This is a genomic window from Streptomyces sp. NPDC056231, assembly GCF_048270745.1.
GTDB lineage: Bacteria > Actinomycetota > Actinomycetes > Streptomycetales > Streptomycetaceae > Streptomyces.
The window spans coordinates 16897-40024 of sequence record NZ_JBLVKW010000013.1 but is presented as its reverse complement, the minus strand read 5'-3'; the positions used below and the strand labels follow the sequence as shown (position 1 = coordinate 40024).

The window sequence follows — 23128 nt, the reverse complement described above, 5'->3', positions numbered from 1 at the left end:
CCCCCCGCTGCGCGGGTTCCGTCAGCGCATGATGGACGGGAGCAAGGCTGTGCCCCAGCGGGCGGACGAGCTCGAAGCGTGCCCGCGGGCGGGGGACCTCACCGGCGGGCCCTGCCGGCCGTGAACGCCGCGCAGAGCAGCACCGGTGCCGCGGCGAGGGCGAAGCATGCCGCGAGCGGCAGGTGCCCCAGCATCGGACCGACCACGGCTGTTCCGCCCGAGGACCCGGCATTGACCGCGGTGTTGACCCACGCGCCGGCCTGCGTACGGCTGCCCGCGCCGACGGACTCGTCCGCGATCAGATACGCCGTGGTCAGGGCCGGGGCGACGAAGAGTCCAGCGACGGCGACCGTGCCGACCAGCACGTACACGTTCGGTGACAGCCCGGCCGTGAGCAGGCACAGCCCCAGGGCGGCGGCAAGTGCCGTCAGTCGCAGCCGAGTCGACGCGCGCCAGGCGACGGCGCCATAGGCCAGGCCACCGACCGCGCTCCCCGCGGAGAGCGCCGCCAGCACCCATGCGACGGCCGCATCCTGGTCATGCCGGTCGGTGAAGGCCACCACCAGCAGATCCAGCGCCCCCAGGCACAGCCCGACGCCGGCCGCGACTGCCGCCGCGTCCCGCAACCCGGCCACGCCGAACAGTCGTTTCCTGGCCGGTGCCGCAGAAAGTGGCTTCGTCCTCGGTGGGCGGATGCCCGTACCGCGTACTGCCGGAGAGGTCACCAGGGCCAACGCCCCGACCAGTACCAGCGCGGCACTCACCGCCACCCCGGCCGCGGGTTCGGCGAACTTCACCAGCAGACCCACCAGCAACGGCCCGGTGACGAAGAGGAGTTCCTCGGCCACGCCGTCCAGGCTGTAGGCGCGCTGGAGCAGTTCCCGGTCGGGCATGAGGCTGCTCCACAGGGTTCGCATCACGGGCCCCAGTGGTGGTGTGCAGGCACCGGCGAGCACGGCCCAGACGCCCAGCCGGAAACCCGACGCACCGGGCTGCCAGGTGACGTGGGCCAGGACCGAGAGGAGCAGCGCATACGCCATGGCCATTGGCGGCAGTGCGCGTCGTGGCCCGTACCGGTCGACCAGCGCGGCACGGGCGGGGGAGAGGAAGACGCTGGTCGCTCCGAACAGGGCCATGACGGCGCCCGCCACGGAGTACGAACCGGTGGCGTCCTTGACCGCCAGCGTCAGGGAGAGGGAGATCATCCCGTACGACAGCCGCCCCAGCAGCGCGGCACCGAAGGTGCGGGAGGCATGACGGGTGCGCAGGACCGTTGCGTACGAGGGAGCGCGAGAGGGCGTGGGCGAAGGCGAAAGCATGAGGACCGTTCCTCGGAAAGGCAGCGCGGACCTGTCGCGCTGTGTGCGTCAGGGGACACCGGAGTGCCGCACCCGGCGTGACGGGCGCGGTCAGTACGGGGTCCTACGCACAGAGGAGGAACATACGAGCAATCCTAGTGCCCCTCATGGCAGGCTTCGCCCCGTCGCGCCGCCCAGCACGCACGCTCCTTCCGGGCAAACATTGCCGGTCACGGCGCCAACAGGAGGACGGCTAGCGGCACATGGCTCGGCCGACGTCCGCCGTGCGGCTGCTGTACCGGCTCACCCGGCGCTCGAACCGAACCCGTGCCGCTCCGCCCACGAGGTGAGTGCCATGGCGATCGCCTCCGGCTGGTCCTCCGGCGCCAGGTGACCGGCCGGACCGCAGTGCACGGTCTCCAGGCTCGCGATGTTCGCCGCGCACCGCGTCGCCGTCTCCTCCCTGAACCTGGACCACCATGCTCAGGCGGCGCGGCGGGCGTCAGGCGCACCGTCCGCCTGAGGCACTCTCCAGGATCTCCTCGGCGGTCCGTCGCAGCCGGGGCAGGAATCGGCCGACCTCCGCGCCGCGACGCAGGAGATCGCCGGTGGACGTGATGCCGAGATCGGCGACGGCGGCGCGGAAGGCCGGCATGCGCGCGGTGTGCAGCCCGGGCGCGTCCGCGGCCAGGACCGTGTGGCAGCGGGCGAAGGTAGCGATGATCCAGAAGACCGCTTCACGGTGGTCGCCCCGGTCGACGAGCAGCCGGCTTCCGTCGACGGCGATCGGCCGCGCCTGCGCGGTGAGGTCGTTGCTGAAGAAGAACGGCGTCCTCGCGACCGCGGCCGTGGCATCGAAGGTGCGGGTCAGCTCGGACAGGTGCTGCCGGACAGTGGGGGCGGAGAGCTGGGCGCAGCCCAGGAGTTCCAGGAGTTCCGGGTAGAGGGACGGGTGCCCGTACTCGGTCAGCACCTCGCGGGCGGCGAGGTAGCGCAGCCGGACGGTGGGATTGCGCACTGGGCCGCGAACAAGCCGTGGTTCGATGCCCCGGAGGCCGAGTCCGGCGCTGCGTAGCGCAGGTGTCGGACGGCGTCGGGCTGTACCTGTTCCGCGATGCGCCGCTTGGCCTCGGCCCAGGTGGCCGGCGGCTGCCCGACCGGACGGGCGGTGCGGGGCGACATCCGCGCCGCACCGCCCGTACCGGCGTCTGCTGCCGTTCTGCCGGGTCAGCGTCCTGCCTGCAGCGCCGTCCAGGTGCCGCTGCCGACGATCCCGTCCGGCGGCAGCCCGCGGTCGCTCTGATAGGTGCGCACCGCCGTCACCGTGTCCGGGCCGAAGGTCCCGTCGGCGTGCACGGTCGTGCCGAGCGCCGCGGTCAGCGAGCGCTGGAGCCGCTTCACGTCCGCACCCGAGCCGCCCTGCTGCAGCGTCGGCACGGTCCCGGCCGACAGCAGCGCCGTCCAGGTTCTCGCGCCGACGATGCCGGCGGCGTGCAGTCCGCGGGCCGTCTGGAACTTCTTGACCGCGGCCAGGGTGGCCGGGCCGAACTTTCCGTCCACTGCGTCCGCGTCGAAGCCCTGCGCGGTCAGCAGCTGCTGCACCGCCGTGACCTGGGCGCCCGTCGATCCGCTCTGCTGGGTGGCGTACGAGGCGAAGCTCAGCCTGTCACTGCTGCCGCCGCTGTCGGCGCCCCCGACGTAGCGCATGTAGCGGGCCCAGTCCCAGTACGGGCCCGGGTCGGTGTGGTCGTTGCCCGCTGCCTCGCTGTGGCCGATGATGTGCGCCCGGTCCTTCGGGATGCCGTACCTGTCGCACAGGGCGCTGGTCAGGGCGGCCGAGGAGCGGTACATCGTGTCCGTGAACCAGGACGGGTCGTCGATGAACCCCTCGTGCTCGATGCCGAGCGCCGAGGCGTTCTCACCCTTGACGTGGTACGCGGTGTCGCTGTTACGGACCATCTGGGTGATCTGCCCGTCGGAGGATCGGATCACGTAATGGGCGCTCACCTCGGCCGTGGGGTCCTGGAACCAGTTGATCGAGCCCGAGTACGAGCCCTGAGTGACATGGATGATCACCTTGCTGATCGGCGCCGACCGGCCCTTGGCGAAGTTGTTCGGGTCGGCCGGGACCCACAGCGCCGAGGGATAGTCGGGGCTATGGGTGCGTACCTCGCTGTCGGAGAGAGCTCCCTTCTCCGGGGCGACCGGGCGGGCGGTCACCGAGACCCGCTCGCCGCCGCGGACGGTGGTGACGATTCCGTTCTTGAGGAAGGTGTAGACGGCGTCGGCATAGAGGGCGGCGGCGCGGCCCGTCGTGCCGCTGTACCGCGCCACGGCCGGGTACCAGGCGTCGATGTCCTCGCGCTTGTTGCCGTCGAGGCCGATGCGGTCCGCGTACGCGCGCAGCACGGCCGCGCCGCCGAGGATGTTGGCCGCGGTGTCCCGACGGAGCTTCGACAGCGGCGTGCCGGTGAGTGCGGCCGCCTTCTCCAGCGTGTGGTTCCCGGGGTTGCTGACCAGGTGCATCACGCCGTACCCGTTCGCCTGACTGGGGCGCCCGGCGTGGCCGTCGAGGTGCGTCTCGCTGTAGCCGACGGCGGCGAGCAGATCGCGCGGTACGTCGAACTTCCGTGCCGCCTGCGCGAACGCCTGGTTCATGGAGGAGCCGGCGGCGACGGGAGAGGGTGCGGCGAGGACCGGCGTGCCGGTCGCGGCGAGCGCGGTGGCGGTGAGAGCCACCAGCACGGATGCACGGCCCCTCGTGTGGGCTGCGGCGCGTCTGGGCATACCTGCTCCTGCTGTGTGGGGGAGAAAGAACGGCCCCCGGACCCGAGTGGGGTGGGTCGAGGGCCGCGAAGCGGGCTCAGGTTATCCATGCGTCCAGAGCATGAAAGGCATTTGCCTGCGTGTCGAACTCCCCTTCACTCCAGCAGAGTTGACCAGCGAGACAGCAAGCAGCCCGGTGACGCGACCGGTCGCAGGACGGCGTGACTGGGTGTCAGATAAGTACCGTACCGCGCTCCCGCTCCACGAGGAGCTGCAGCGCGACGTCGATGACCACGTCATGGTCGAGCTCGTCGACGCCGGCCGGGCGGCCTCCGTGCGCCGCGAGCCGTGTGGTGCCGCGGCGCTGGTCACTTGTGCTCCGCGAGGAGGCCGGGCGCAAGCTCATGGAAGACGGCGGCCCGCTCCCACTGCGGCAGGTCAGACGCTACGGGAGAGTTCCTCGGCGGCGGCCAGCATGCCGGTGACCGAGGCGCGCGCCACCTCTTCCCGGGTGGTGATCAGGTTGACGCACAGCTGCATCGCCGGATCGGCCGAACGCAGCGGCACGGCCACCCCGAAGGCGCCCGGCTCCACCCGGCCGAACGTCATGGCGTAACCGCGCTCGCGCACCTCGGCGAGTTCGGCCGAATCGTCCGGCGACGGCGGCCGGAACGAGGCCAGCGCCAGACCGGCCGCGCCGACCCCGATCGGGTTGCGGCTGCCGACCCGGTAGGAGAGGCGGTAGTCCACCGACTGCGGCTCCGCCACCGCCACCGCCACCGCGTCGTCGCCCTCCGCGGCGATCAGCGCGACCGTGGCCCTCAGTTCGTCTGCGGTCCGTCGCAGTACCGGCAACGACGCCTCCCGGATCCCGGCCGCATAGCCACGCGCCAGCGCGGCCGTGCCGGACCCCGCCCGGTAGCGGCCGTCCGCGCCCCGGAACACCAGCCGGAACTCCGCCAGGGTGGTCAGGATGCGGTACGCGATGGTGCGATGGACGCCCAAGCGGTCAGCCACGTCCTGCACCGCGAGCCCGTGCGGCGTCCCGGCGACCACCCCGAGCGCGGTCAGGCCGCGGGCCAGGGTCTGGGACCCGGTGGTGTGGGAGGAGGTCTTGTCAGGGACCGGCTTGTCGCTCACCAGGGCAATCCTAAGGGCTGTCCCGTAATCCCTGGCGGGCGCACGACGACAGCTGCGGCACCTCGCTGCGTTGTCGGAACGCCCGCATACGCCCAGTATGAGGACGCCCCTCCGCCTTGCGATGCACCGCATCTGACGCCGCGCGCTGATCCACCAGGGATTACGGGGCAGCCCTTGGGGCGTGTTTCGAAAGGAGCGTCGTCCCCCGGAAGGGCGGGTGGCGGGGGCCGGCACGCACATCCTCCGGGGCGGCGGGCTGTCAGGAGGCGCACCTGATACCTGCCGATTCCTCGGGGCATGAGCGAGCGCGCCGTTCCTCGGTCAGATTCTGCCTCCGAGGTCGGCGCCTGGGGGGCGCGGGCGATTCGCCGTCGCACCCGCGTGTTCAGCCCGTCGTTGTCGTCGGAGGGTTCTGGACTGGGAGGTGGCCGTGCAGGAGGAGGCTGACGATCTGGTCCACCACCGCCTCGCCCGGCGGTTCACGGCTTACCGCGGCCAGGTAGACCACGGTTCCGGAGTAGATGTCGACCATCAGTGAGGTATCGGTGTCGGGCTGCAACCGGCCTTCGAGCCGGGCTCGCTCCAGCATTTCCACGACCGACGCGCGGCGGGGTTCGATGAGCTCGGCGAAGGCTCCGGTACCGGTGGGATCCTCGATCACATCGGCGAGCAGTGCCGGGAGGATCAGGCATGTGGGCATGGCGGAGACGAGCTCGATGGTCAGCCGGACGGCGGTTCGCAGGTCGGCTTCCAGGTTGCCGGTCTCATGGATGGGAGGAAGGGGGACGTCTCCGCTGAGGGCCTCGATCACCAGCGCGGCCTTGTTCGGCCACCACCGATAGATCGTCGCCTTGCTGACGCCGGCTCGCCGTGCGACGCCTTCGAAGGAAAGTCGCTGATATCCGACCTCGCCGAGCAAGGCTTTCGTGGCTCGGAGCACGGCTTCGTGAGACTCCCGGCGCCTCCGCCCGTAGCGAGGCACGATGCGGTCCCGCTGGGCGGCGTACTCAGGAGCCAAGGGGTCCTGACGGCCGTTCTGCTGCCTGGGAGTAACCACCGTGTGCCTCCTTTGTGAGCCACTGGTGCGCCCTTTGACTTTGCCCTATGTATGACCCTATCTTGGCGATACGAGGCGTTTCGTATCGTACGATCCCTCTTGTACTCAATAGTAAGATCCTGAGGCTCGCCGGAGAATCGCTGCCGGCAATTCCGGTGGGTGGATCACCGCGCACCAGACCCGCGCGCAGGATCTGGTGCGGATGGGCGTCCCCAGCGAACGCCCGAGATCTCTTTCTCGACCCCCCAGAAGGGGGGACATATCATGCGCGCGAATACGACCAGGATGCGGCGAATAGCCGCCGCAGTATGCGCGGCGCCCCTCCTCGCTATCGCGGCCGGAGCCGGCGCTGTCAGCGCGGCCGCTTCTCCCCCGTCGTCCGCCGTTGCCTCTGTACCGTCTCACGGCGGCGGCTGGGGTTGTGACGGCTGGGATTGGGGATTCAGCTGTCACGACTTCGACCATGGCTTCGGTTTCGACCATGGCTTCCGTTTCGACCATGGCTTCGGTTTCGACCATGGTTTCGGCGGTGACCATGGCTTCGGTTTCGATCATGGTTTCGGCGGTGACCACGGCTTCGGCGGTGACCACGGCGGCATGGGTGGTGACCACGGCGGCGGTGGCCATGGTCGCTGAGGCTCCAGCGTAGTGAGTTCGCGATCAACACGCGGCAGTTTGTGAGTGCCGCACCGGGTGCCCGAGCTGCTCGGGCATCCGGACGCGCTGGAGCGGAGGCGTTCGGCAACGGCGCTCTCGAGGCCGCCGTCAAGACCTCGCTCGGCTTCGGCGGCCACAACGCCGCACTCGTCCTCAGCGATACGACCGGTCGAACAGAGGGGGCCGCCCGTCGGCCGGGCGGCCCCCTCCGGCTTTACGCGATCACTTCGGTGCGTTCACGTCCACACGCACGACCTGCGGGTCGTGGTCGCTCGCCTGGTCGGCGAACTCCGCGTTGATGTGCACCACGTCGTAGTCGAAGCGGAGCACGCCGGGGCTGGTCAGGATGTGGTCCAGCGTCTGCGAGTTGCCCTCGTACACATAGCTGTACTGCTCGCCCGCCGGCAGCGTGGTGATCAGCGGCTTGAGCACCTGGCCGTCTGTCAGCGCGTCCATCGTCGGCGAGAACGCGAAGTCGTTGAGGTCCCCGAGGGTGATGACCTGCGCCGACTTGTCGGCCGCCAGCAGCGACTTGACGAAGGTGTTGACCTCCGTCGCCTGCTTGACGCGCTTCGTCTCCGAGCTGCGCTTCGGCTCCTGGTAGCGGCCGTGCAGGGGCTGGTCACCGCCCTTGGACGTGAAGTGGTTGCCGATGACGAACACCGGCTTCCCGTGGAAGCGGAACTCGCCGACCAGGGGCTTGCGACTGTCCGCCCATGCGTCGTTGGTGGGGGTGATGCGGCCGGGCGACGCCGAGAGAGCGACGCCCTTCTTCGTCTTGACGGCGGTCACGGCGGTGGTCGCATCGCCGCCCGCGCGGTCCACGAACTCGACGCGCTCGGGGTTGAAGAGGAAGACGTTACGGATGTTGCCGCCGGGCTCGCCGCCGTCCTTGCCGTCCACGGGGGCGATGTAGCGCCACGCGTACTGCGGACCGCCCGCCGCGACGATCGCGTCGGTGAACCGCTTGAGCGTCGCCTCGGAGCCGACCGTGCCGTCGTTCACCGCACCGTTGTCGTCCTGGATCTCCTCCAGCGACACGATGTCGGGGGAGGAGAGGTTGACTGCGACGCCTGCGGCGAGCGTGTCGAACTTGGCCTGCTCGTCGAGCGCGTCCAGGTTCTCCACGTTGTACGTGGCGACCGCGAGCTCCTTGTCCCGCTGCTTCCGGGTGACCTCGCGCTGCAGGTGGTGGTCGGTGAGCGTGCCCAGTTCGGTCGCCTGGAGGTTGTAGCCGCCGAAGGAGGCGTAGTCCATGACACCGGTGGTGGTGCCGGACAGCTCATCGCCCACGTTCGCGACGGGGAAGGGGCGGGTGGTGTCCAGCGACATCACCTTGATGCGACCGGTGTTCTGGTCGGTGTACGAGGAGTAGAGCGTGCCGCCGCGCCCCGTCGGGTTCTCGTTCGGCTTGACCGTCACCCAGACCTCGTTGTACGCGGTCGTCGCACCCGTGACCCGGGTGTCGGCGATCTGTACACGGGCGCCTTCGAGCGACTCGTACAGGTCGAGGGCGTACGCCGTCGGGTCGAGGGTCAGCCTGTCGACCGAACCGCCGCCTGCCGAGGGGGCGTATGCGTCGGGCACGGACGCCGCGTCGAGCACGACCGGCGCGGGCAGTGCGTTGCCCGACGACAGGACCGTGACTTTGGGGGCGGTGATCTCGGTGATCGACTGGGTGGTCGTCGACGGGTAGTACTCGTCCACCTTGCCGCTGACCAGCACGGAGTCGCCGACCGCGACGGTGGGTGCGGTGGAGCCGGTGTAGACGAAGACACCCTCGCTGGTACGGGCGTCCCCGTCCGGCGTGGTGTCCTGGATCCAGAAGCCGCGTGAGCCGGTGGTCCGCACGCCGGTGACGACGCCGGGGACCCCGGTCACCGACTGGCCGTTCAGCGGCGAGACGCGGGTGGTGCCCTGGATGTCGTGCACCCGCACGGTGCCGGGCTCGGTCGGGTTCCCGTCGCCGGGTTCCGTTCCGCCGGACGTCTGACCGGCCGCGTTGACCGGTGTCGGGGCGCCCGCGGCCAGGTCGGCGGCGTTGTTGTCGGTGTCGGCAAGCGACGCGCCGCGCGCCACGGAGGCGGTGGCGGAGGCGCCCGCAGCCGGGCCGCTGCCCTCCCGTACGACCGCGGAGCCGTAGCCGACGAGGTCCACGATGCGGGTGTCGGCGGCGCAGTCGGCCGCGGTCTTGCAGGTCAGCGGGGTGGTTCCGGAGACAAGGGCGACGGTTCCGCTGGTCGCGGACATCGCCACGGTGCCGGTCGCGTCAGGGGTGGGCAGGGCGACGGTGCCGCCGGTGCCCGCGGCCTGGGCGATCAGGTAGCGGCCGCCGGGCGCGATGGACCCGGTCAGCGCGGAGACCTGCCAGAGCGAACCTGCGGACGGTGTGCCGGGCAGGTACTGGACGCTGAAGCCCGAGAGGCCGTACGCGGACGAGCCTGCGTTGGCCAGTTCGATGAAGTCGTGGGTGAGCGTCGCACCCGAGTTGCCCCCGCCCCCGTACACCTCGGAGATCACGGCGGTCGAGGACGGGGCCGCGAAGGCGGCAGGCAGCGCGGTCGCGGAGAGGGTCACGGCGACCGCGCCGGCCAGCAGGATGGAACGAGGTCTGGATATGTGCACGGTGAGCTGCCCCTAGAAGTGTGATGAGAGGCCACAAGCTATGCGCGTAGACCTGGCTGTGACAAGGCATCAGAGGCTAATTCCAGAAAACGCTCCGACGATCCCCGGGCGTGCACTCGGACTACGGCCGGACCGCGGGTGCGCTGACCTTGGCGTCACTGGTCCTGATGTGGCTGAGGACGGTGCGGAACGCGGCGCTCCCGCCGGCGCCGGGTTCGGGGTCGCGGTGGTCGAAGACCGTACGGAGGGCATCCGCCCGTCACGGTCCTGCGTCGCTGCGGGCCCTCGCGTGGATCAGCTCCGGGCGCGCTCGGCGATCAGGACCTCCAGGCCGTCCAGGATGCGGTCAAGGCCGAACTCCAGGGCCTGGTCCTGCCCCTGGGTCCCGGAGCGCACCGAGGAGGCCGCCGCCGCGGCCAGGTGCGGGTAGTCCGCGCCGTGGTCCCGCAGCACCGTGCCGAGCGCGGCCAGGAGCTGGGCCTCCGGTGCGCCGGAGGGGGCGGCCGCGCGGCTGTGGAGCGTGATGCCCCGAACGTGGCTGGTGAGCAGCACCACCGCGTCCATGCGCTCCGCCCCCGTGAGCCCGGTGCCGTCCAGCGCGGAGAGGGCCCGCTCCGTCCAGCCGAGTTCCTTCGGGCCCATCAGACGCGGGCCGACCGTCGCCTCCAGTAGCCAGGGATGGCGGCGGAGTGTCTCGACCATGCCGTGCGACCAGGCCGTCAGGCGCGTTCGCCAGTCGCCCTCCCCGCTCTCCGGTGCGTCATCCAGTGCCGTTTCCACCATGACGGCGATCAGTTCCGCCTTGCCGGGCAGGTAGCGGTAGAGCGACATCTTCGTCTTGCCGAGCTGCTCCGCGACCCGCTGCATGGACACGGCTCCGAGGCCTTCCGCGTCCGCGATCTCGGTGCCGGTGCGGGCGATGCCGTCGAGGGTGAGTGCGGGCTTGGGGCCACGACGGGGCTGTGGTCCGGGTCCCCAGAGCAGACCCATCAGGTTCGTCGGGTCGTCCGTCACCGCTGCCTCCTTGCCGGGAACAGAAACTGTGTCTATCGTACACAACAAGAAAAACAGCGTCCATGGGACGCAATTCATGTGGATCGACGATCCCCGACACAGGAGCACCTGCCATGCCCCAGAAGGTTCTGATCTCCGGCGCGAGCATCGCGGGCCCCGCACTCGCCCATTGGCTCGGTGAGTACGGTTTCGACGTCACCGTCGTCGAGATCGCCCCGGCCCTCCGTGAGGGCGGACAGGCCGTCGACTTCCGCGGCGGGACCCATCTGACCGTCCTGGAGCGCATGGGCATCCTGGACGAGCTCCGGCGGCTGCGGACCGGCGGCAGCCCCATGCGCTTCGTCGACGAGACCGGCAGGCTCCGGCTCGAACTGCCCGCGGACTTCGCGGGCGGAGACATCGAGGTCCTGCGCGGCGACCTCGCCCGCGTCCTGTACGAGCGCAGCCTGCCCCGCGCCCGGTACCTCTTCGGGGAGTCGATCGCCGCGCTGCACGAGGACGACGACGGGGTGCGTGTCACCTTCCGCGGCGGCGCGACCCGCACCTTCGACCTCGTCATCGGTGCCGACGGGCTGCACTCCAACGTCAGGCGCCTCGCCTTCGGCCCCGAGGACGCGTACGTGCGCCATCTCGGCCACTACGCCGCCACCTGGAGCCTGCCCAACTACGCCGGCTTCGGCTTCGGTGAGGGCTCCATCGGCTGCAACACCCCGGGCCGCCTCGCCTCCGTCGGCACCGACAACCGCAGCCGGGACACCGCCCGCGCCTTCTTCGTCTTCGCCGCCGACCGCCTGGACTTCGACCGGCACGACCAGCAGGCGCAGAAGGCCCTCATCACCGAGGTGTTCGCCGGAATCGGCTGGGACGTGCCCCGGCTGCTCGCCACCCTGGACGACGCCGACGACCTGTACTTCGACTCCATCAGCCGCGCCGACGTGGACACCTGGTCCCGGGGCCGCGTCGCCCTCCTCGGTGACGCCGCCTGCGGGGCCACCATCGGCGGTATGGGCACCGGGACCGCGATCGTCGCCGCGTACGTGCTGGCAGGGGAGCTGGCCGCCCACCGCGGCGACCACGCCGCCGCCTTCGCCCGCTACGAGAGCCTGCTGCGTACCTACGCGCAGGGCTGCCAGAAGAGCGGCGACCGGACCGGCCCCTTCCTCGCCCCCGGCTCCGCGTTCGCGCTGCGCATGCGCAACTGGATGCTCAGCCGCACGTTCGTCCTCAACTGGATGCTGGAAGAGGGGAGGAAGGTCACGGGCATCGAACTGCCCGACTACCGGGCGCACCGAAAATCCGCACCGGTCACGCTCCGGGGACCCGGTCCAGGAAGCCGCTGACGGAGGTGATGCGCCCGTCCTCGTCGAGGGTGACGACGTCGGACCCGGCGACGGGCGCCGAGCCGTCGGAGGAGGAGACCAGGTCCCAGCTGAAGCGGACGATGTCGTGGTGTCCTTCGGGGGCGCCGGTCAGCTTGAACTCGAAGCCGGGGAACTGCTGATGGGCACCGCTGATCGTGGCCACCAGCTCGTCGTGGCCCCGCACGGAGGCCAGCGGGTCGGTGTACGTGGCGCCCTCGGTGAAGGCGGCGGCGACGGCCTTCGCCAGATCCTCGGGGGTGGCCGCGTTCCAGGCGGTGAAGTAGCGCTGAACGGCGTCCTCGTATGCGGTCATGGTGCTGTCCTCTCGGTCACGGTCCCGGCACTGCGGCCAGGCTCCTGTGCGGCTCGTGAGGAACACGATGTCCGACGGGGGAAGAAGCGTCGATTACCTCCCGGGTCATTGCCGGACGCCCCGGCGGCGTGCGGCGTTCAGGATGCTGTCCGGTTCAGGAACCCCATGAGAATCGCGTTGAGTTCCTCGGCGTGGGTCCAGCCGATGTTGTGCGGGCCACCCGGGATCTCGACGAGACGGCTGTTCTTGATCAGGCCGGGCAGCCGCCGACCGCAGGAGTCGATGGGCAGGATGCGGTCCTCGTTGCCCTGGACGATCAGCGTCTCCACGTCGATCCTGGGCAGGTCGTCGCGGAAGTCCGTCAGCCAGGCCGGCACGCAGGCCAGCGTGGCGTGGGCCGACGCACCGGCAGCCACCGTCCATTGGAGTTGCAGCGCCTGGTCACTGATCCGGGTGCCACCGAGCTTGTCGACGTTGTTGAAGTCATGGAGGAAGGTCGTCAGATACGCGGGACGGTCCGAGGCGATGGCACTCATGATGCCGTCGAAGACGCTCTGGTCGACCCCCTCGGGGTTGTCCCCGGTCTTCAGGAGGAACGGCGGGATCGGGGCGATCAGTGCCGCCCGGTCGACCCGCGCGGATCCGTAATTGCCCAGGTAACGGACGACCTCGCCGGTACCCATGGAGAACCCGACCAGGATGGTGTTCTGCAGGTCGAGCTTCTCCATGACGGCGTTGAGATCCGTGGCGAGCGTGTCGTAGTCGTACCCCGTGGTGGGCTGCGAGGAACGGCCGAAGCCGCGCCGGTCGTACGTGATCACCCGGTACCCGGCGCGCAGCAGGACCGGGAGCTGCTTCTCCCAGGACGCGCCGCTCAGCGGGAACCCGTGGATCAGGACGACGGGCTGCCCCATCCCGTGGTCCTCGTAGTACACATGGATGCCGGCAGAGTTCTCCTCGCCAACGATGATGTACGGCATGGCTCTCCCATCGCACCGCCCGGTCCCGTCGTGGTCCGGGCTCCTGGGGCCTCTCTTCGGAGCGTGCCCGGCTCGCCGGGTCCTGCCCGTACTCCTTGGTCGCAGCCTGTTCCGAAAAGAAGAGGTCCTAGCCCATTACGCCCCCATTCGATGATCCGCGCACTGCCGGCGGCCCTGAGCGGGTTCCTCGCACCGTTTCATGCGATTCTCACGGAGCGCCTCTACGGTGGGCGTCGTGACCGAGATGAGCCCTCCCGGCTGGCATACGGACCCCGGGTATACAGGAACAGGCCCTGTCCAGGAACGCTGGTGGGACGGGAGTCGGTGGACGGATCAGCTCCGGATGCCGCCCGCGGCCGTCCGACGCCGTCGGATCCGGATCGGCGTCGGCGTCACCGCTGGTGTGGTGGTGCTGGCCGCGATCGCGGGTGGCGCCGTCCTGCTGACCGATGGATCCGGCAGTTCCGAGAACGCCTCCCGCGGTGTCGAGTCGCCGGCGCCCAGTCCCCCCGACGGACAGAACGGCCAGGGCGGTCCTGGGGGTCCCGGTGGCCGGAGTCCGGCGCCCGACCAGCGGCAACCGCCGTCCGAGAAGGGGTATGCCACGGACGCCAGCACCGGTGTCAGCCTGCCGGTGCCCGACGGCTGGACCGGCCAGTCGGCCCTGATGGGTGCCTCGGTGAGCACGGGATCGTACACATGCCCGGCCGACGCGTCGCAGAAGTGCGAGCGCGGAGGGGTGTTCGTCGCCCCGGCCCAGGCGCTGAAGATCACGGCGAAGACGGCAGAGGCGGCGGCGAAGGCGGACATCTCCGTCAACGCCACGTCGTCGTACGGCGGCAAGGCCTACGGCGCCATCACCTCGCACGAGCAGCTCAAGTCCGAGGCGGTCACCGTCGCGGGCCACAAGGGCTATCTGGTGCGCTGGAAGGTGGTCACGAAGGAGGGCGACGACGGCTACGTCCAGTCGCTGGCCTTTGCCTCCCCGCACTCCGCGGACATGCTGGTGGTCGTACGATCCGGCTTCGACGCCAGCCCCAAGGCGCCCGCGCTCTCGGTGATGGACGAGATCACCAAGGGGATCAAGGCGGCGGCCTCGACCGGCTCGGGATCCGGGCAGACCGCCTGAGGCCTGCCGGAGACCGGTCGGCGCATGGGAGGCGGCCCGCGGGATTCCTTCCCCGGGCCGGTTCCGCGCGTCGGTCGAGCGTCGCAGGGGGCGGCGGCCGTAGGGCGTGTTTCGAAGCCCCGCTTGCCAGGCGACGGGCGTCGTCCGGGACCGTCCGGAACTTGCACTCTCCGCGTCGTGCCGGACTCAGCGGGCTCTCCGCCGAACAGGTGAGTACGGGGCAGGCCCACACCGCCACCGGGTGCACCGTCTGCCACCTCTTCGGCCCGATCGCCGTCGTGGCGTTCGCCGGCGTACCGGAACCCGGACGCCCGACCCCGGGGCCCGGTACGGGCCGTCACGCCACGCGGGTGCTGCGCCGCAGCCGTACGGCGTTCCCGGACGCCAGCGGCGAACGGGACAGTTCGATACAGCCCAGCGCGATGAGAGCGATCGCGACCAGCTCCGGCAGCAGCCACCAGCCCGTGCGCAGCTCCTCGCCGAACAGCGTCACCCCGTACAGGACGCTGATCAGCGCGTCGCCCAGCGTCAGCATCGGCTGGACGGCGACCAGGGTGCCCGCCTGGAGCGCGTTCTGAAGGAGGAACAGCGCGCCCACCCCGGCGGCGGCGGTGGCGTACAGCTGCCAGGACGTCATGAGCGCGGTCACCCCGTTGTCACCGAGTCGCCCCATGGCGTCCTTCATCAGGGCGGCGGTGAGCGAGTAACCACACGCGGCGGCGAGCCCGAGCAGCGCCGCCCGGGGGTTCCCGCGGGTCTTCATCGCGCCGGTGATCAGCGCGGCCTCGAAGATCCCCGTCAGGATCAGCGCCGGGACCCAGACCGCGCCCCGCACCGACGCGCTGCCGCCGCCCGGAGCGGCGGAGGTCATGCCGAGAGCCAGCCCGACGGTCACGGCAGCCACGCCGGACCAGACTCCGCCCGGCACCCGGACCCGGATCACGAACCCGGCCAACAGCAGCGTCGCCGGGAGTTCGATGACGAAGATCGGCTGGACCACCGAGATCGGCCCGGTGGCCAGCGCGACGGCCTGGCAGACGGCGGCGACGATCACCAGCCCGATTCCGGCCAGCCACACCTTCTGGCGCAGCAGATGCCCGATCAGCGACAGGTGCAACGCCTTCGTGTCGGGTGCAGCGAGGGCGGCACGGCGTTGCAGTACGGACGCGGCGCCGTTGCTGAGTGCGGTCAGGATGGCGAACATAACGCTGATCACCCGACCATGATGCGGGCGGCCCGCGCGCAATCCGGGGTCCTGCCGCGCTGCGGTGCGGCGGCCGCGGGAAAGAACGAGACAGTGCGATTGCGGACGGGAGTTGTCCGCAAAACCCCGTACCGTGCCGTTCATGGCCGCGAAGACGAACCCCGCCGCACGAACCGCATCCGCCCAGCCCTCGCTGCTCACGCCCCGCGCACTGGGCCGGGCCACCCTGGAGCGCCAACTGCTCCTGCGCCGGACCCCGATGTCCGCGAAGGAAGCCGTCGGGCATCTCGTCGGGCTCCAGGCACAGAACACCAAGCCGCCGTACTACCAGCTCTTCGCCCGGCTCGAAGGCTTCGACCCGGCCGAGCTCTCCGCGCTGATGGCGTCCCGGGAGCTGGTCCGCATGGTCACCCTCCGCTCCACCATCCACACCCACACCGCCGACGACGCGCTGACCCTGCGTCCGCTGGTCCAGCCGGCCCGCAGCCGGGAGCTGAAGATATTCCGGAAGGGGCTCGGCGGGGTGGACCTGGACCGGCTCGCGGCGACCGGCAGAGAGCTCGTCGAGGAGCGGCCGCGCACCCTGAAGGAACTCCGCGAGGCACTGGGCGCGCAGTGGCCGGACGCCGACCCGCAGGCCCTGACCGTGGCCGTCCGCTGCACCCTGCCCCTGGTCCAGGTCACCCCGCGCGGGCTCTGGGGGCGGAGCGGACAGGTCGCGCTGACCACCGTGGAGCACTGGCTCGGCCGGCCGTCGGAGCCGACACCCACGCCCGACGCAACTGTGCTGCGCTACCTCGGCGCCTTCGGACCCGCCTCCGTGAAGGACATGCAGATGTGGGCCGGACTGACCCGGCTGCGGGAGGTCTTCGAGCGGCTGCGGCCACGGCTGATCACCTTCCGCGACGAGCACGGAGTGGAACTCTTCGACCTGCCGGACGCCCCGCGTCCCGACCCGGACACCCCCGCCCCGCCACGCTTCCTGCCCGAGTTCGACAACGTCCTGCTCGGCCACGCGGACCGTACGCGCGTCATCCCGCCACGGTTCAAAGGGCGCAACGGGAACGGCAATCAGGCGTACGGATCCGTGCTCGTCGACGGCTTCCTCGCGGCGATCTGGCGGTTCGGTGCGCCCGGGCAGAAGGCCGGCGGCGAGGGGACCGTCACCGTGCAGGCGCTGGGGAGGCTGAGCCCGGCGGAGCGCGAAGCCGTCACGGAGGAGGGGCTGCGGATGCTCGCCACGATGGGACCTGCGGACCCGACCGCACACGACATCCGGTTCGCCCCGTTCGTCGACTTCGGGGACTGAGCGGGAGCGGAACTCGGACCGACCGGCTCACCCGGCCCCGCGACGCCGCCTCCCATGTGCCGGTCGGTCTCAGTCGGCGCGGCCCGTCGCCGCCACCGTCACGCCCAGACCGATCATCGCGAAGCCACCCGCCCCGCCGATCATCGACAGCCGCCTGTCCGACCGGGCGAACCAGCTCCGCGCCGCCGACGCGCCGAGCCCCCAGAGCGTGTCCGTCACCAGCCCGATCGCGATCGGCACCAGCCCCAACAGCAGCATCTGCACCGGGAGATGACCGGTCGACGGGTCCACGAACTGGGGGAGTACCGCGGCGAAGAAGACGATGCCCTTGGGGTTGGTGACGCCGACGACCACACCGTCCACCACCGTCCGCAGGTCACCGCGCGCGGGCCGCTCCGGCGACGCCTCGACGGCCCCGAGCCTCAGCTCCTTGCGGTGGCGGAACGCCTGCACTCCCAGGAGGACCAGATACGCCGCACCCGCCAGCTTCACCGCCATGAAGACCACCATCGAGCGTTCGACCAGCGAGCCGATGCCCAGCGCGACCGCCACGACCAGGACGTACGAACCGGCGACATTGCCCAGCACCGTGGTCAGCGCGGTGCGGCGGCCGTGGGCCAGCGCCCGGCCGATCACGAACAGGACGCTCGGCCCCGGGATCACGATCACCAGCAGGGACATCGCCGCGAAGGCAAGATATTGATGCGTGGACACCATGTCCGTCACCCCCTGGCCCCGACCGTACGGCACAGACCCCGGCGGACGTCAGGCGCGTGACCGAGGCGGATGCCCGGCGCGCACCTACGGCAGCAGACCCGCCCGGCGCGCCGCCACGACCGCTTCCAGCCGGGTGTGTGCCCCCAGCTTCCGCATCGCCGCGCGCAGATACCCCTTCACCGTCTCCGGCCGCAGCCCCAGCCGGTCGGCTGTCACCGCGTTCGTCGCGCCCGCGGCCACACAGGCGAGGACATCGATCTCGCGCGGCGCCAGCTGCACCCCCTGGGCGCCCGCCACCGTTGTCCCGGACGCCGAGGCCAGTCGACCGCACACCGAGAGGAGTTCCTCGCGAAGCGCCGGGTCGGTCACCCTCGGGACCAGCGCGCGCAGCTCGCGGTGCGCCTCGCGGACGTCCTCCCAAGCAGCCGGCGCCGCCCGCGGGTCCGCCACCTGGTCCCGGCTGAAGACCAGGAGCTGCTGCACCTCGTCGCGCACGGCGAGCGCCTGTTCCACGTCGCGGGCCGCCGCGACGGCCGCGTCGAACGTACGGTCCCCGAGGGTGAGGGGCTCGCGCAGCGCCCCGTACAGCACGCCCCGTACCTTGCGGCGTACGACGACGGGCACCGCGACCACCGAACGCAGCCCCTCCGCGGCGACCGCGGTGTCGTACTCGTGGCTGATGTGCCGGGACGACGGGTAGTCGGTCACCGCGCACGGCCGGGACAGGGCGATCGACTTGCCGCCGAGTCCGCTGCCCGCAGTGATGACAAGGCCGCGCAGCGCCGTGGTCTGCGCCCCGTTGAGCTCCGCGATCCTGGCGTGACGCGCATCCGACAGCAGTCCGCCGAACGCCACGGGCAGCCCGCTCGTCCGGCGCAACCGCAGCAGGGCCGCTTGCATCTCGAGCGCATCGACCGGTTCCGGCACGCTGTCGCCTCCCTGCCCGCCTGCGGTACCCCCGTTCGGGGGTGGTGAGACCTGGGTCACTGTTTACATGATGTTAAAGGACCGGTCCGGTCCGCAAAAAGGAGGGCACATGTCGGCAACCAACGCAACGGAAACGTTCCGGGCCGCCCGGGACTTTCTGCTGCAGCATCGCGAGGACTACGCGACGGCGTACGAGGGCTTCCGCTGGCCCCGGACCGACCATTTCAACTGGGCGCTGGACTGGTTCGACGCCATCGCCGAGAACAACGACCGCACCGCCCTGCACATCGTGGAGGAGGACGGCCGCCGCACCCAGGTGTCCTTCGCCGCGATGTCCGCCCGCTCCAACCAGGCCGCGAACTGGCTCCGCGCCCAAGGAGTGCGCGCCGGCGACCGGATCCTCGTCATGCTCGGCAACCAGGTCGAACTGTGGGAGACGGCCCTCGCCGCGATGAAACTGCGCGCCGTCGTCATCCCCGCCACCCCGCTCCTCGGCCCCGTCGACCTGCGCGACCGGGTGGAGCGCGGCCGGGTCCGGCACGTGATCGCGCGGGACGCCGACACCGCCAAGTTCGACGAGGTGCCCGGCGACTACACCCGGATCGCCGTCGGCGAGGACGTACCGGGCTGGCTCCCCTACACCGGCGCCGGCGAGCAGCCGGAGGGCTTCGAGGCGGACCGCGAGACCGACGCCGACGAGCCACTGATGCTGTACTTCACCTCCGGCACGACCGCCAGCCCCAAACTGGTCGAGCACACCTATGTCTCCTACCCCGTGGGTCACTTGGCGACGATGTACTGGATCGGCCTCAAGCCCGGGGACGTCCACCTCAACATCTCGTCACCGGGCTGGGCCAAGCACGCCTGGTCGAACCTCTTCGCGCCGTGGAGCGCCGAGGCAACCGTCTTCATCTTCAACTACACCCGGTTCGACGCGGGCCGCCTGATGGCCGAAATGGACCGCTCGGGCGTCACCAGCTTCTGCGCCCCGCCCACCGTCTGGCGGATGCTGATCCAGGCAGACCTCTCCCAGCTGAACACCCCGCCGCGCGAGGTCGTCGCCGCTGGAGAGCCGCTGAACCCCGAGGTCATCGAAACGGTCCGGCGCGAGTGGGGCGTCACGATCCGGGACGGCTTCGGCCAGACCGAGACCGCCGTCCAGGTCGCCAACACTCCCGGCCAGGTTCTGAAGACCGGTTCGATGGGACGGCCCAGTCCCGGCTTCAAGGTCGAACTCCTCGACCCGGTCACCGGTGAGCCCGGTGCGATCGAGGGCGAGATCTCCCTCGACCTTTCGTACCGCCCGGTCGGCCTGATGACCGGCTACCACGGCGACCCGGACCGTACCGCCGAGGCGATGGCCGGCGGCTACTACCGCACCGGCGACATCGGTTCCCGCGACGAGGACGGCTACATCACCTATGTCGGCCGCGCCGACGATGTGTTCAAGGCGTCCGACTACAAGATCTCGCCGTTCGAGCTGGAGAGCGCGCTGCTGGAGCACGAAGCGGTCGCCGAGGCCGCGGTCGTGCCCGCGCCGGACCCGGTCCGGCTCGCCGTACCGAAGGCGTACGTCGTCCTGGCGGAGGGCTGGGAGCCCGGCCCGGACGCGGCGAAGGTGCTGTTCGCGCACTCGCGGGCGGTTCTCGCCCAGTACAAGCGGATCCGCCGGCTGGAGTTCGCCGAGCTGCCGAAGACCGTCTCCGGAAAGATCCGCCGGATCGAGCTGCGCGAGCGCACGGCTCAGGGCGCCGGCACCGAGTACGAAGAGGGGGACCTGCGGTGACCGGGCGGACCGGGCTGTCCTACGCGCACGGCACCGGCACCACCGCTCTGCTCGGCGACACGATCGGGCGCAATCTCGACCGGGCTGTCGAGGCGTACCCGGAACGTGAGGCGCTGGTCGACGTCGCCTCGGGGCGGCGCTGGACATACGCCGAATTCGGCGCGGCGGTCGACGAGTTGGCGCGCGGACTGATGGGCTCCGGGGTGGCCAGGGGCGAGCGGGTCGGAATCTGGGCGATCAACTGCCCCGAGTGGGTGTTCGTCCAGTACGCCACCGCCCGGATCGGCGCCATCATGGTCAACATCAACCCGGCCTACCGGGCGCACGAGCTGCAGTACGTGCTCGGCCAGGCGGGGATCTCGGTCCTGATCTCATCGCTCTCCCACCGCACCAGCGACTACCGCGGCCTCGTCGGCCAGATCCGGGCGGAGTGCCCCGCCCTGCGGTCCGTGCACTACATCGGCGATCCGTCCTGGGACGAGCTGACGGCGGCTGCCGGGTCGGTCACGGCTGAGCAACTGGCAGCGCGGGAAGCCGAGTTGTCCTGCGACGACCCGATCAACATCCAGTTCACCTCGGGCACGACCGGCTTCCCCAAGGGGGCCACTCTCTCCCACCACAACATTCTCAACAATGGCTACTTCGTCGGGGAGTTGGTCGCCTACACCGAGCAGGACCGGGTCTGTCTGCCCGTCCCCTTCTATCATTGCTTCGGAATGGTGATGGGCAACCTCGGCATCACCTCGCACGGCGCCTGCATCGTGATTCCGGCCCCCGCCTTCGATCCCGCCGCCGTCCTCGCCGCCGTCCAGCAGGAGCGCTGCACCTCCCTCTACGGCGTTCCCACCATGTTCATCGCCGAGCTCGACCTTCCCGACTTCGCCTCGTACGATCTCTCCTCCCTGCGCACCGGGATCATGGCCGGATCGCCCTGCCCGGTCGAGGTGATGAAGCGGGTCGTCGCCGAGATGCACATGGACGAGGTGTCCATCTGTTACGGCATGACGGAGACCTCTCCGGTCTCCACCCAGACCCGCCGCGACGACGACCTGGAGCGCCGCACCGGCACGGTCGGCCGCGTCATGCCGCACATCGAGGTGAAGGTCGTCGACCCGGCGACCGGCGTGACCGTGGAGCGCGGGGAGGCGGGCGAGCTCTGCACCCGTGGCTACAGCGTGATGCTCGGCTACTGGGATCAGCCCGAGCGGACCGCCGAGGTGATCGACGCGGGGCGCTGGATGCACACCGGCGACCTCGCGGTGATGCGCGAGGACGGCTACGTACAGATCGTCGGCCGGATCAAAGACATGATCATCCGCGGTGGCGAGAACGTGTATCCGCGGGAGATCGAGGAATTCCTCTATGGCCACCCGAAGGTCGCGGACGTGCAGGTGGTGGGCGTACCGGACGCCACGCGCGGCGAGGAGATCCTGGCCTGTGTCATCCCCAGGGACCCGGCGGACCCGCCGAGCCTGGACGAGGTGACGGAGTACTGCCGCGAGCAGCTCGCGCACTACAAGATCCCGCGGAGGCTGCAGATCCTGGAGGCCTTCCCGATGACGGTCAGCGGGAAGGTCCGGAAGATCGAACTGCGGGAGAACTACGGATAGTCGGTGACGTGGGGGCGGTGCCCGGGGTGCGGTCAGGCGGCTTCGATGATGTCGCCGGTGCTGCCGCGGGTCGCCGCCGCCCACTCGATGAGCAGTACCTCGTACGCCGCGGACTCCACGGACGACCAGTCCTGCCCGGCCTGCGCGTCCACCAGCGCACGGATCGCCTCGTTCGCCTCGATGGCGGACGGGCGCGCCGGCTGTGCGGGGTGCAGCGGGTCGGAAGAGGGGGAATGCCGTGGAGTTAAGACCATGAGCGCCATCTTAGGGCCGCCCACTGACACAGCCCGAACAATTGTGGCCCCCAGGCGTGAACGTGACCGATTGCACTCGCTGTCGCCGACCGGTTCCGCTCCGGGGTCAGGGGATTGAGGCCCGGTCAGAGTTCGCGTCGCATGCAGACCCTCGGCCAGCGGTCCAGGCCGTGTTCCGCTTCCTCCGCCCTGATCTTCCGCAGCCCGTCGGTGAGTTCGGCCTCCGTGAGCGTACGGAAGCCGAGGCGCGTGTAGTACGGCGCGTTCCACGGGACATGGGAGAACGTCGTCAGAGTGAGGGCGGCGAGCTGCCGGTCGCCCGCCCAGCCGGCCACGTGATCGATGAGCGCGCGGCCCACGCCGCGCCGGGCGGCGGACGGATGGACCGAGACCTGCTCGACATGGGCCGCGCCGTCGACCTCGTCGGCGATCAGGTAACCGACGGGGCGATCGTCGGATTCGACGGCCACCCACGCGCGGCCGGCCCTGCGGTAGTCGTCCAATAGGTCGAGGGGTGGCGGCTCGTCGTCCGAGACGGCGGACATGCCGAGGGTGCGGAACGGTTCGCCGGCGGCGCGCTCGATGTCCTGGAGCAGCGGGAGATCGGAGCGGCGGGCGGGACGGATACGCATGCCGCCAGTATGGCGTCGGCGGCCGGTGCGCGGGGCAGGGGCCCTGGACTGCCGACGCGCGGGCGCCCGTTCGAGCACTGTTTCCCACGTCACTCGGTGTCCGCTCGGCCCGGAACACGCGACGCCTGCCGCGCACGGCGCATCAGGGGAAGGGGGCGACGGACATCAGGGATCACGGAATCCGGAGAGCCCGGTCTTGGGGGAGCCGGAACCGGCGATCGGGCTCGGCCTCGCGCGGCCCGGCTCCGTCGGGGACGGGCCGGACCGCGTAGGGCTCCTCGGCGGGCCGTCAAGCACAGCAAACGCCCCCCAAGGGTGATGCCGCTGGTACTGAGGGGGCGTGTGGAGG

Annotated in this window: 21 protein-coding genes; 5 read left to right on the top strand and 16 right to left on the bottom strand. The window is 70.6% G+C overall.

Features of this window, described 5'->3' with window-relative positions; genetic code table 11:
- Positions 1 to 98: 98 nt before the first annotated feature.
- The 9 genes from ACNPQM_RS13550 to ACNPQM_RS13510 all read right to left on the bottom strand — a co-directional run bounded on the left by ACNPQM_RS13550 (position 99) and on the right by ACNPQM_RS13510 (position 10557).
- Positions 99 to 1319: an MFS transporter gene (locus tag ACNPQM_RS13550; RefSeq protein WP_418084176.1), complete on the bottom strand. Its 1221-nt coding sequence runs from the start codon at positions 1317 to 1319 to the stop codon at positions 99 to 101.
- Between the two features lie 481 nt (positions 1320 to 1800).
- A complete protein-coding gene (locus ACNPQM_RS13545; protein WP_418084175.1) occupies positions 1801 to 2316 on the bottom strand; it encodes a hypothetical protein in 516 nt (171 codons plus the stop codon).
- A 209-nt stretch (positions 2317 to 2525) separates the two neighbouring features.
- Positions 2526 to 4085: a peptidoglycan-binding protein gene (locus tag ACNPQM_RS13540; protein WP_418084174.1), complete on the bottom strand. Its 1560-nt coding sequence runs from the start codon at positions 4083 to 4085 to the stop codon at positions 2526 to 2528.
- A gap of 211 nt (positions 4086 to 4296) precedes the next feature.
- Entirely contained in the window at positions 4297 to 4470 is a 174-nt protein-coding gene (locus ACNPQM_RS13535; protein ID WP_418084173.1) for a hypothetical protein, read from the bottom strand.
- 32 nt (positions 4471 to 4502) lie between these two features.
- On the bottom strand, positions 4503 to 5204 hold the full coding sequence (locus tag ACNPQM_RS13530) for an IclR family transcriptional regulator (protein WP_418084172.1): 702 nt from the start codon (positions 5202 to 5204) through the stop codon (positions 4503 to 4505).
- A 385-nt stretch (positions 5205 to 5589) separates the two neighbouring features.
- Positions 5590 to 6261: a TetR/AcrR family transcriptional regulator gene (locus ACNPQM_RS13525; protein WP_358857183.1), complete on the bottom strand. Its 672-nt coding sequence runs from the start codon at positions 6259 to 6261 to the stop codon at positions 5590 to 5592.
- Between the two features lie 105 nt (positions 6262 to 6366).
- The gene (locus ACNPQM_RS13520) at positions 6367 to 6888 is read right to left on the bottom strand and encodes a hypothetical protein (protein ID WP_358857184.1); all 522 of its coding nucleotides are present in this window, start codon (positions 6886 to 6888) and stop codon (positions 6367 to 6369) included.
- Between the two features lie 252 nt (positions 6889 to 7140).
- Positions 7141 to 9543, bottom strand: a complete 2403-nt coding sequence (locus ACNPQM_RS13515; RefSeq protein WP_418084171.1) for an endonuclease/exonuclease/phosphatase family protein — start codon at positions 9541 to 9543, stop codon at positions 7141 to 7143.
- 294 nt (positions 9544 to 9837) lie between these two features.
- The gene (locus ACNPQM_RS13510; RefSeq protein ID WP_418084170.1) at positions 9838 to 10557 is read right to left on the bottom strand and encodes a TetR/AcrR family transcriptional regulator; all 720 of its coding nucleotides are present in this window, start codon (positions 10555 to 10557) and stop codon (positions 9838 to 9840) included.
- Positions 10558 to 10670: 113 nt separating this feature from the next.
- Between ACNPQM_RS13510 and ACNPQM_RS13505 the strand changes: the two genes are divergently transcribed.
- Positions 10671 to 11897, top strand: coding sequence for an FAD-dependent monooxygenase (locus tag ACNPQM_RS13505; protein ID WP_418084169.1), 1227 nt, complete (start codon positions 10671 to 10673; stop codon positions 11895 to 11897).
- Here the strand turns inward: ACNPQM_RS13505 and ACNPQM_RS13500 are convergent.
- Together ACNPQM_RS13500 and ACNPQM_RS13495 are read right to left on the bottom strand one after the other, a co-directional pair.
- A complete protein-coding gene (locus tag ACNPQM_RS13500; RefSeq protein ID WP_358857188.1) occupies positions 11863 to 12231 on the bottom strand; it encodes a nuclear transport factor 2 family protein in 369 nt (122 codons plus the stop codon). The two genes, ACNPQM_RS13505 and ACNPQM_RS13500, sit on opposite strands and share 35 nt — an antisense overlap.
- A gap of 137 nt (positions 12232 to 12368) precedes the next feature.
- The gene (locus ACNPQM_RS13495; RefSeq protein WP_418084168.1) at positions 12369 to 13211 is read right to left on the bottom strand and encodes an alpha/beta fold hydrolase; all 843 of its coding nucleotides are present in this window, start codon (positions 13209 to 13211) and stop codon (positions 12369 to 12371) included.
- A gap of 235 nt (positions 13212 to 13446) precedes the next feature.
- Here ACNPQM_RS13495 and ACNPQM_RS13490 point away from each other — a divergent pair, with 235 nt between their 5' ends.
- Complete coding sequence (locus ACNPQM_RS13490; RefSeq protein WP_418084167.1) at positions 13447 to 14340, top strand: DUF2510 domain-containing protein; 894 nt, start codon at positions 13447 to 13449, stop codon at positions 14338 to 14340.
- 337 nt (positions 14341 to 14677) lie between these two features.
- Here ACNPQM_RS13490 and ACNPQM_RS13485 read toward each other — a convergent pair whose 3' ends face one another.
- A complete protein-coding gene (locus ACNPQM_RS13485; RefSeq protein WP_418084166.1) occupies positions 14678 to 15556 on the bottom strand; it encodes a DMT family transporter in 879 nt (292 codons plus the stop codon).
- A gap of 130 nt (positions 15557 to 15686) precedes the next feature.
- On the opposite strand from ACNPQM_RS13485, the gene ACNPQM_RS13480 reads away from it, so the two are divergent.
- Entirely contained in the window at positions 15687 to 16853 is a 1167-nt protein-coding gene (locus ACNPQM_RS13480) for a winged helix DNA-binding domain-containing protein (protein ID WP_418084165.1), read from the top strand.
- 69 nt (positions 16854 to 16922) lie between these two features.
- On the opposite strand, the gene ACNPQM_RS13475 is transcribed toward ACNPQM_RS13480, so the two are convergent.
- A complete protein-coding gene (locus tag ACNPQM_RS13475) occupies positions 16923 to 17570 on the bottom strand; it encodes a LysE family translocator (protein ID WP_418084164.1) in 648 nt (215 codons plus the stop codon).
- Between the two features lie 84 nt (positions 17571 to 17654).
- Positions 17655 to 18497 (bottom strand): response regulator transcription factor, encoded by an 843-nt coding sequence (locus ACNPQM_RS13470; protein ID WP_418084163.1) that lies wholly within the window; start codon positions 18495 to 18497, stop codon positions 17655 to 17657.
- Between the two features lie 109 nt (positions 18498 to 18606).
- On the opposite strand from ACNPQM_RS13470, the gene ACNPQM_RS13465 reads away from it, so the two are divergent.
- Positions 18607 to 20283 (top strand): AMP-binding protein, encoded by a 1677-nt coding sequence (locus ACNPQM_RS13465; RefSeq protein ID WP_418084162.1) that lies wholly within the window; start codon positions 18607 to 18609, stop codon positions 20281 to 20283.
- Positions 20280 to 21893: an AMP-binding protein gene (locus ACNPQM_RS13460; protein WP_418084161.1), complete on the top strand. Its 1614-nt coding sequence runs from the start codon at positions 20280 to 20282 to the stop codon at positions 21891 to 21893. The genes ACNPQM_RS13465 and ACNPQM_RS13460 overlap by 4 nt, the downstream gene beginning before the upstream one ends.
- 32 nt (positions 21894 to 21925) lie before the next feature.
- Here ACNPQM_RS13460 and ACNPQM_RS13455 read toward each other — a convergent pair whose 3' ends face one another.
- Positions 21926 to 22147 carry a hypothetical protein gene (locus ACNPQM_RS13455; RefSeq protein WP_358857197.1) on the bottom strand — a complete coding sequence of 74 codons (222 nt, stop codon included), beginning with the start codon at positions 22145 to 22147 and terminating at the stop codon, positions 21926 to 21928.
- Positions 22148 to 22272: 125 nt separating this feature from the next.
- The gene (locus ACNPQM_RS13450) at positions 22273 to 22779 is read right to left on the bottom strand and encodes a GNAT family N-acetyltransferase (protein WP_418084160.1); all 507 of its coding nucleotides are present in this window, start codon (positions 22777 to 22779) and stop codon (positions 22273 to 22275) included.
- Positions 22780 to 23128 lie beyond the last annotated feature (349 nt).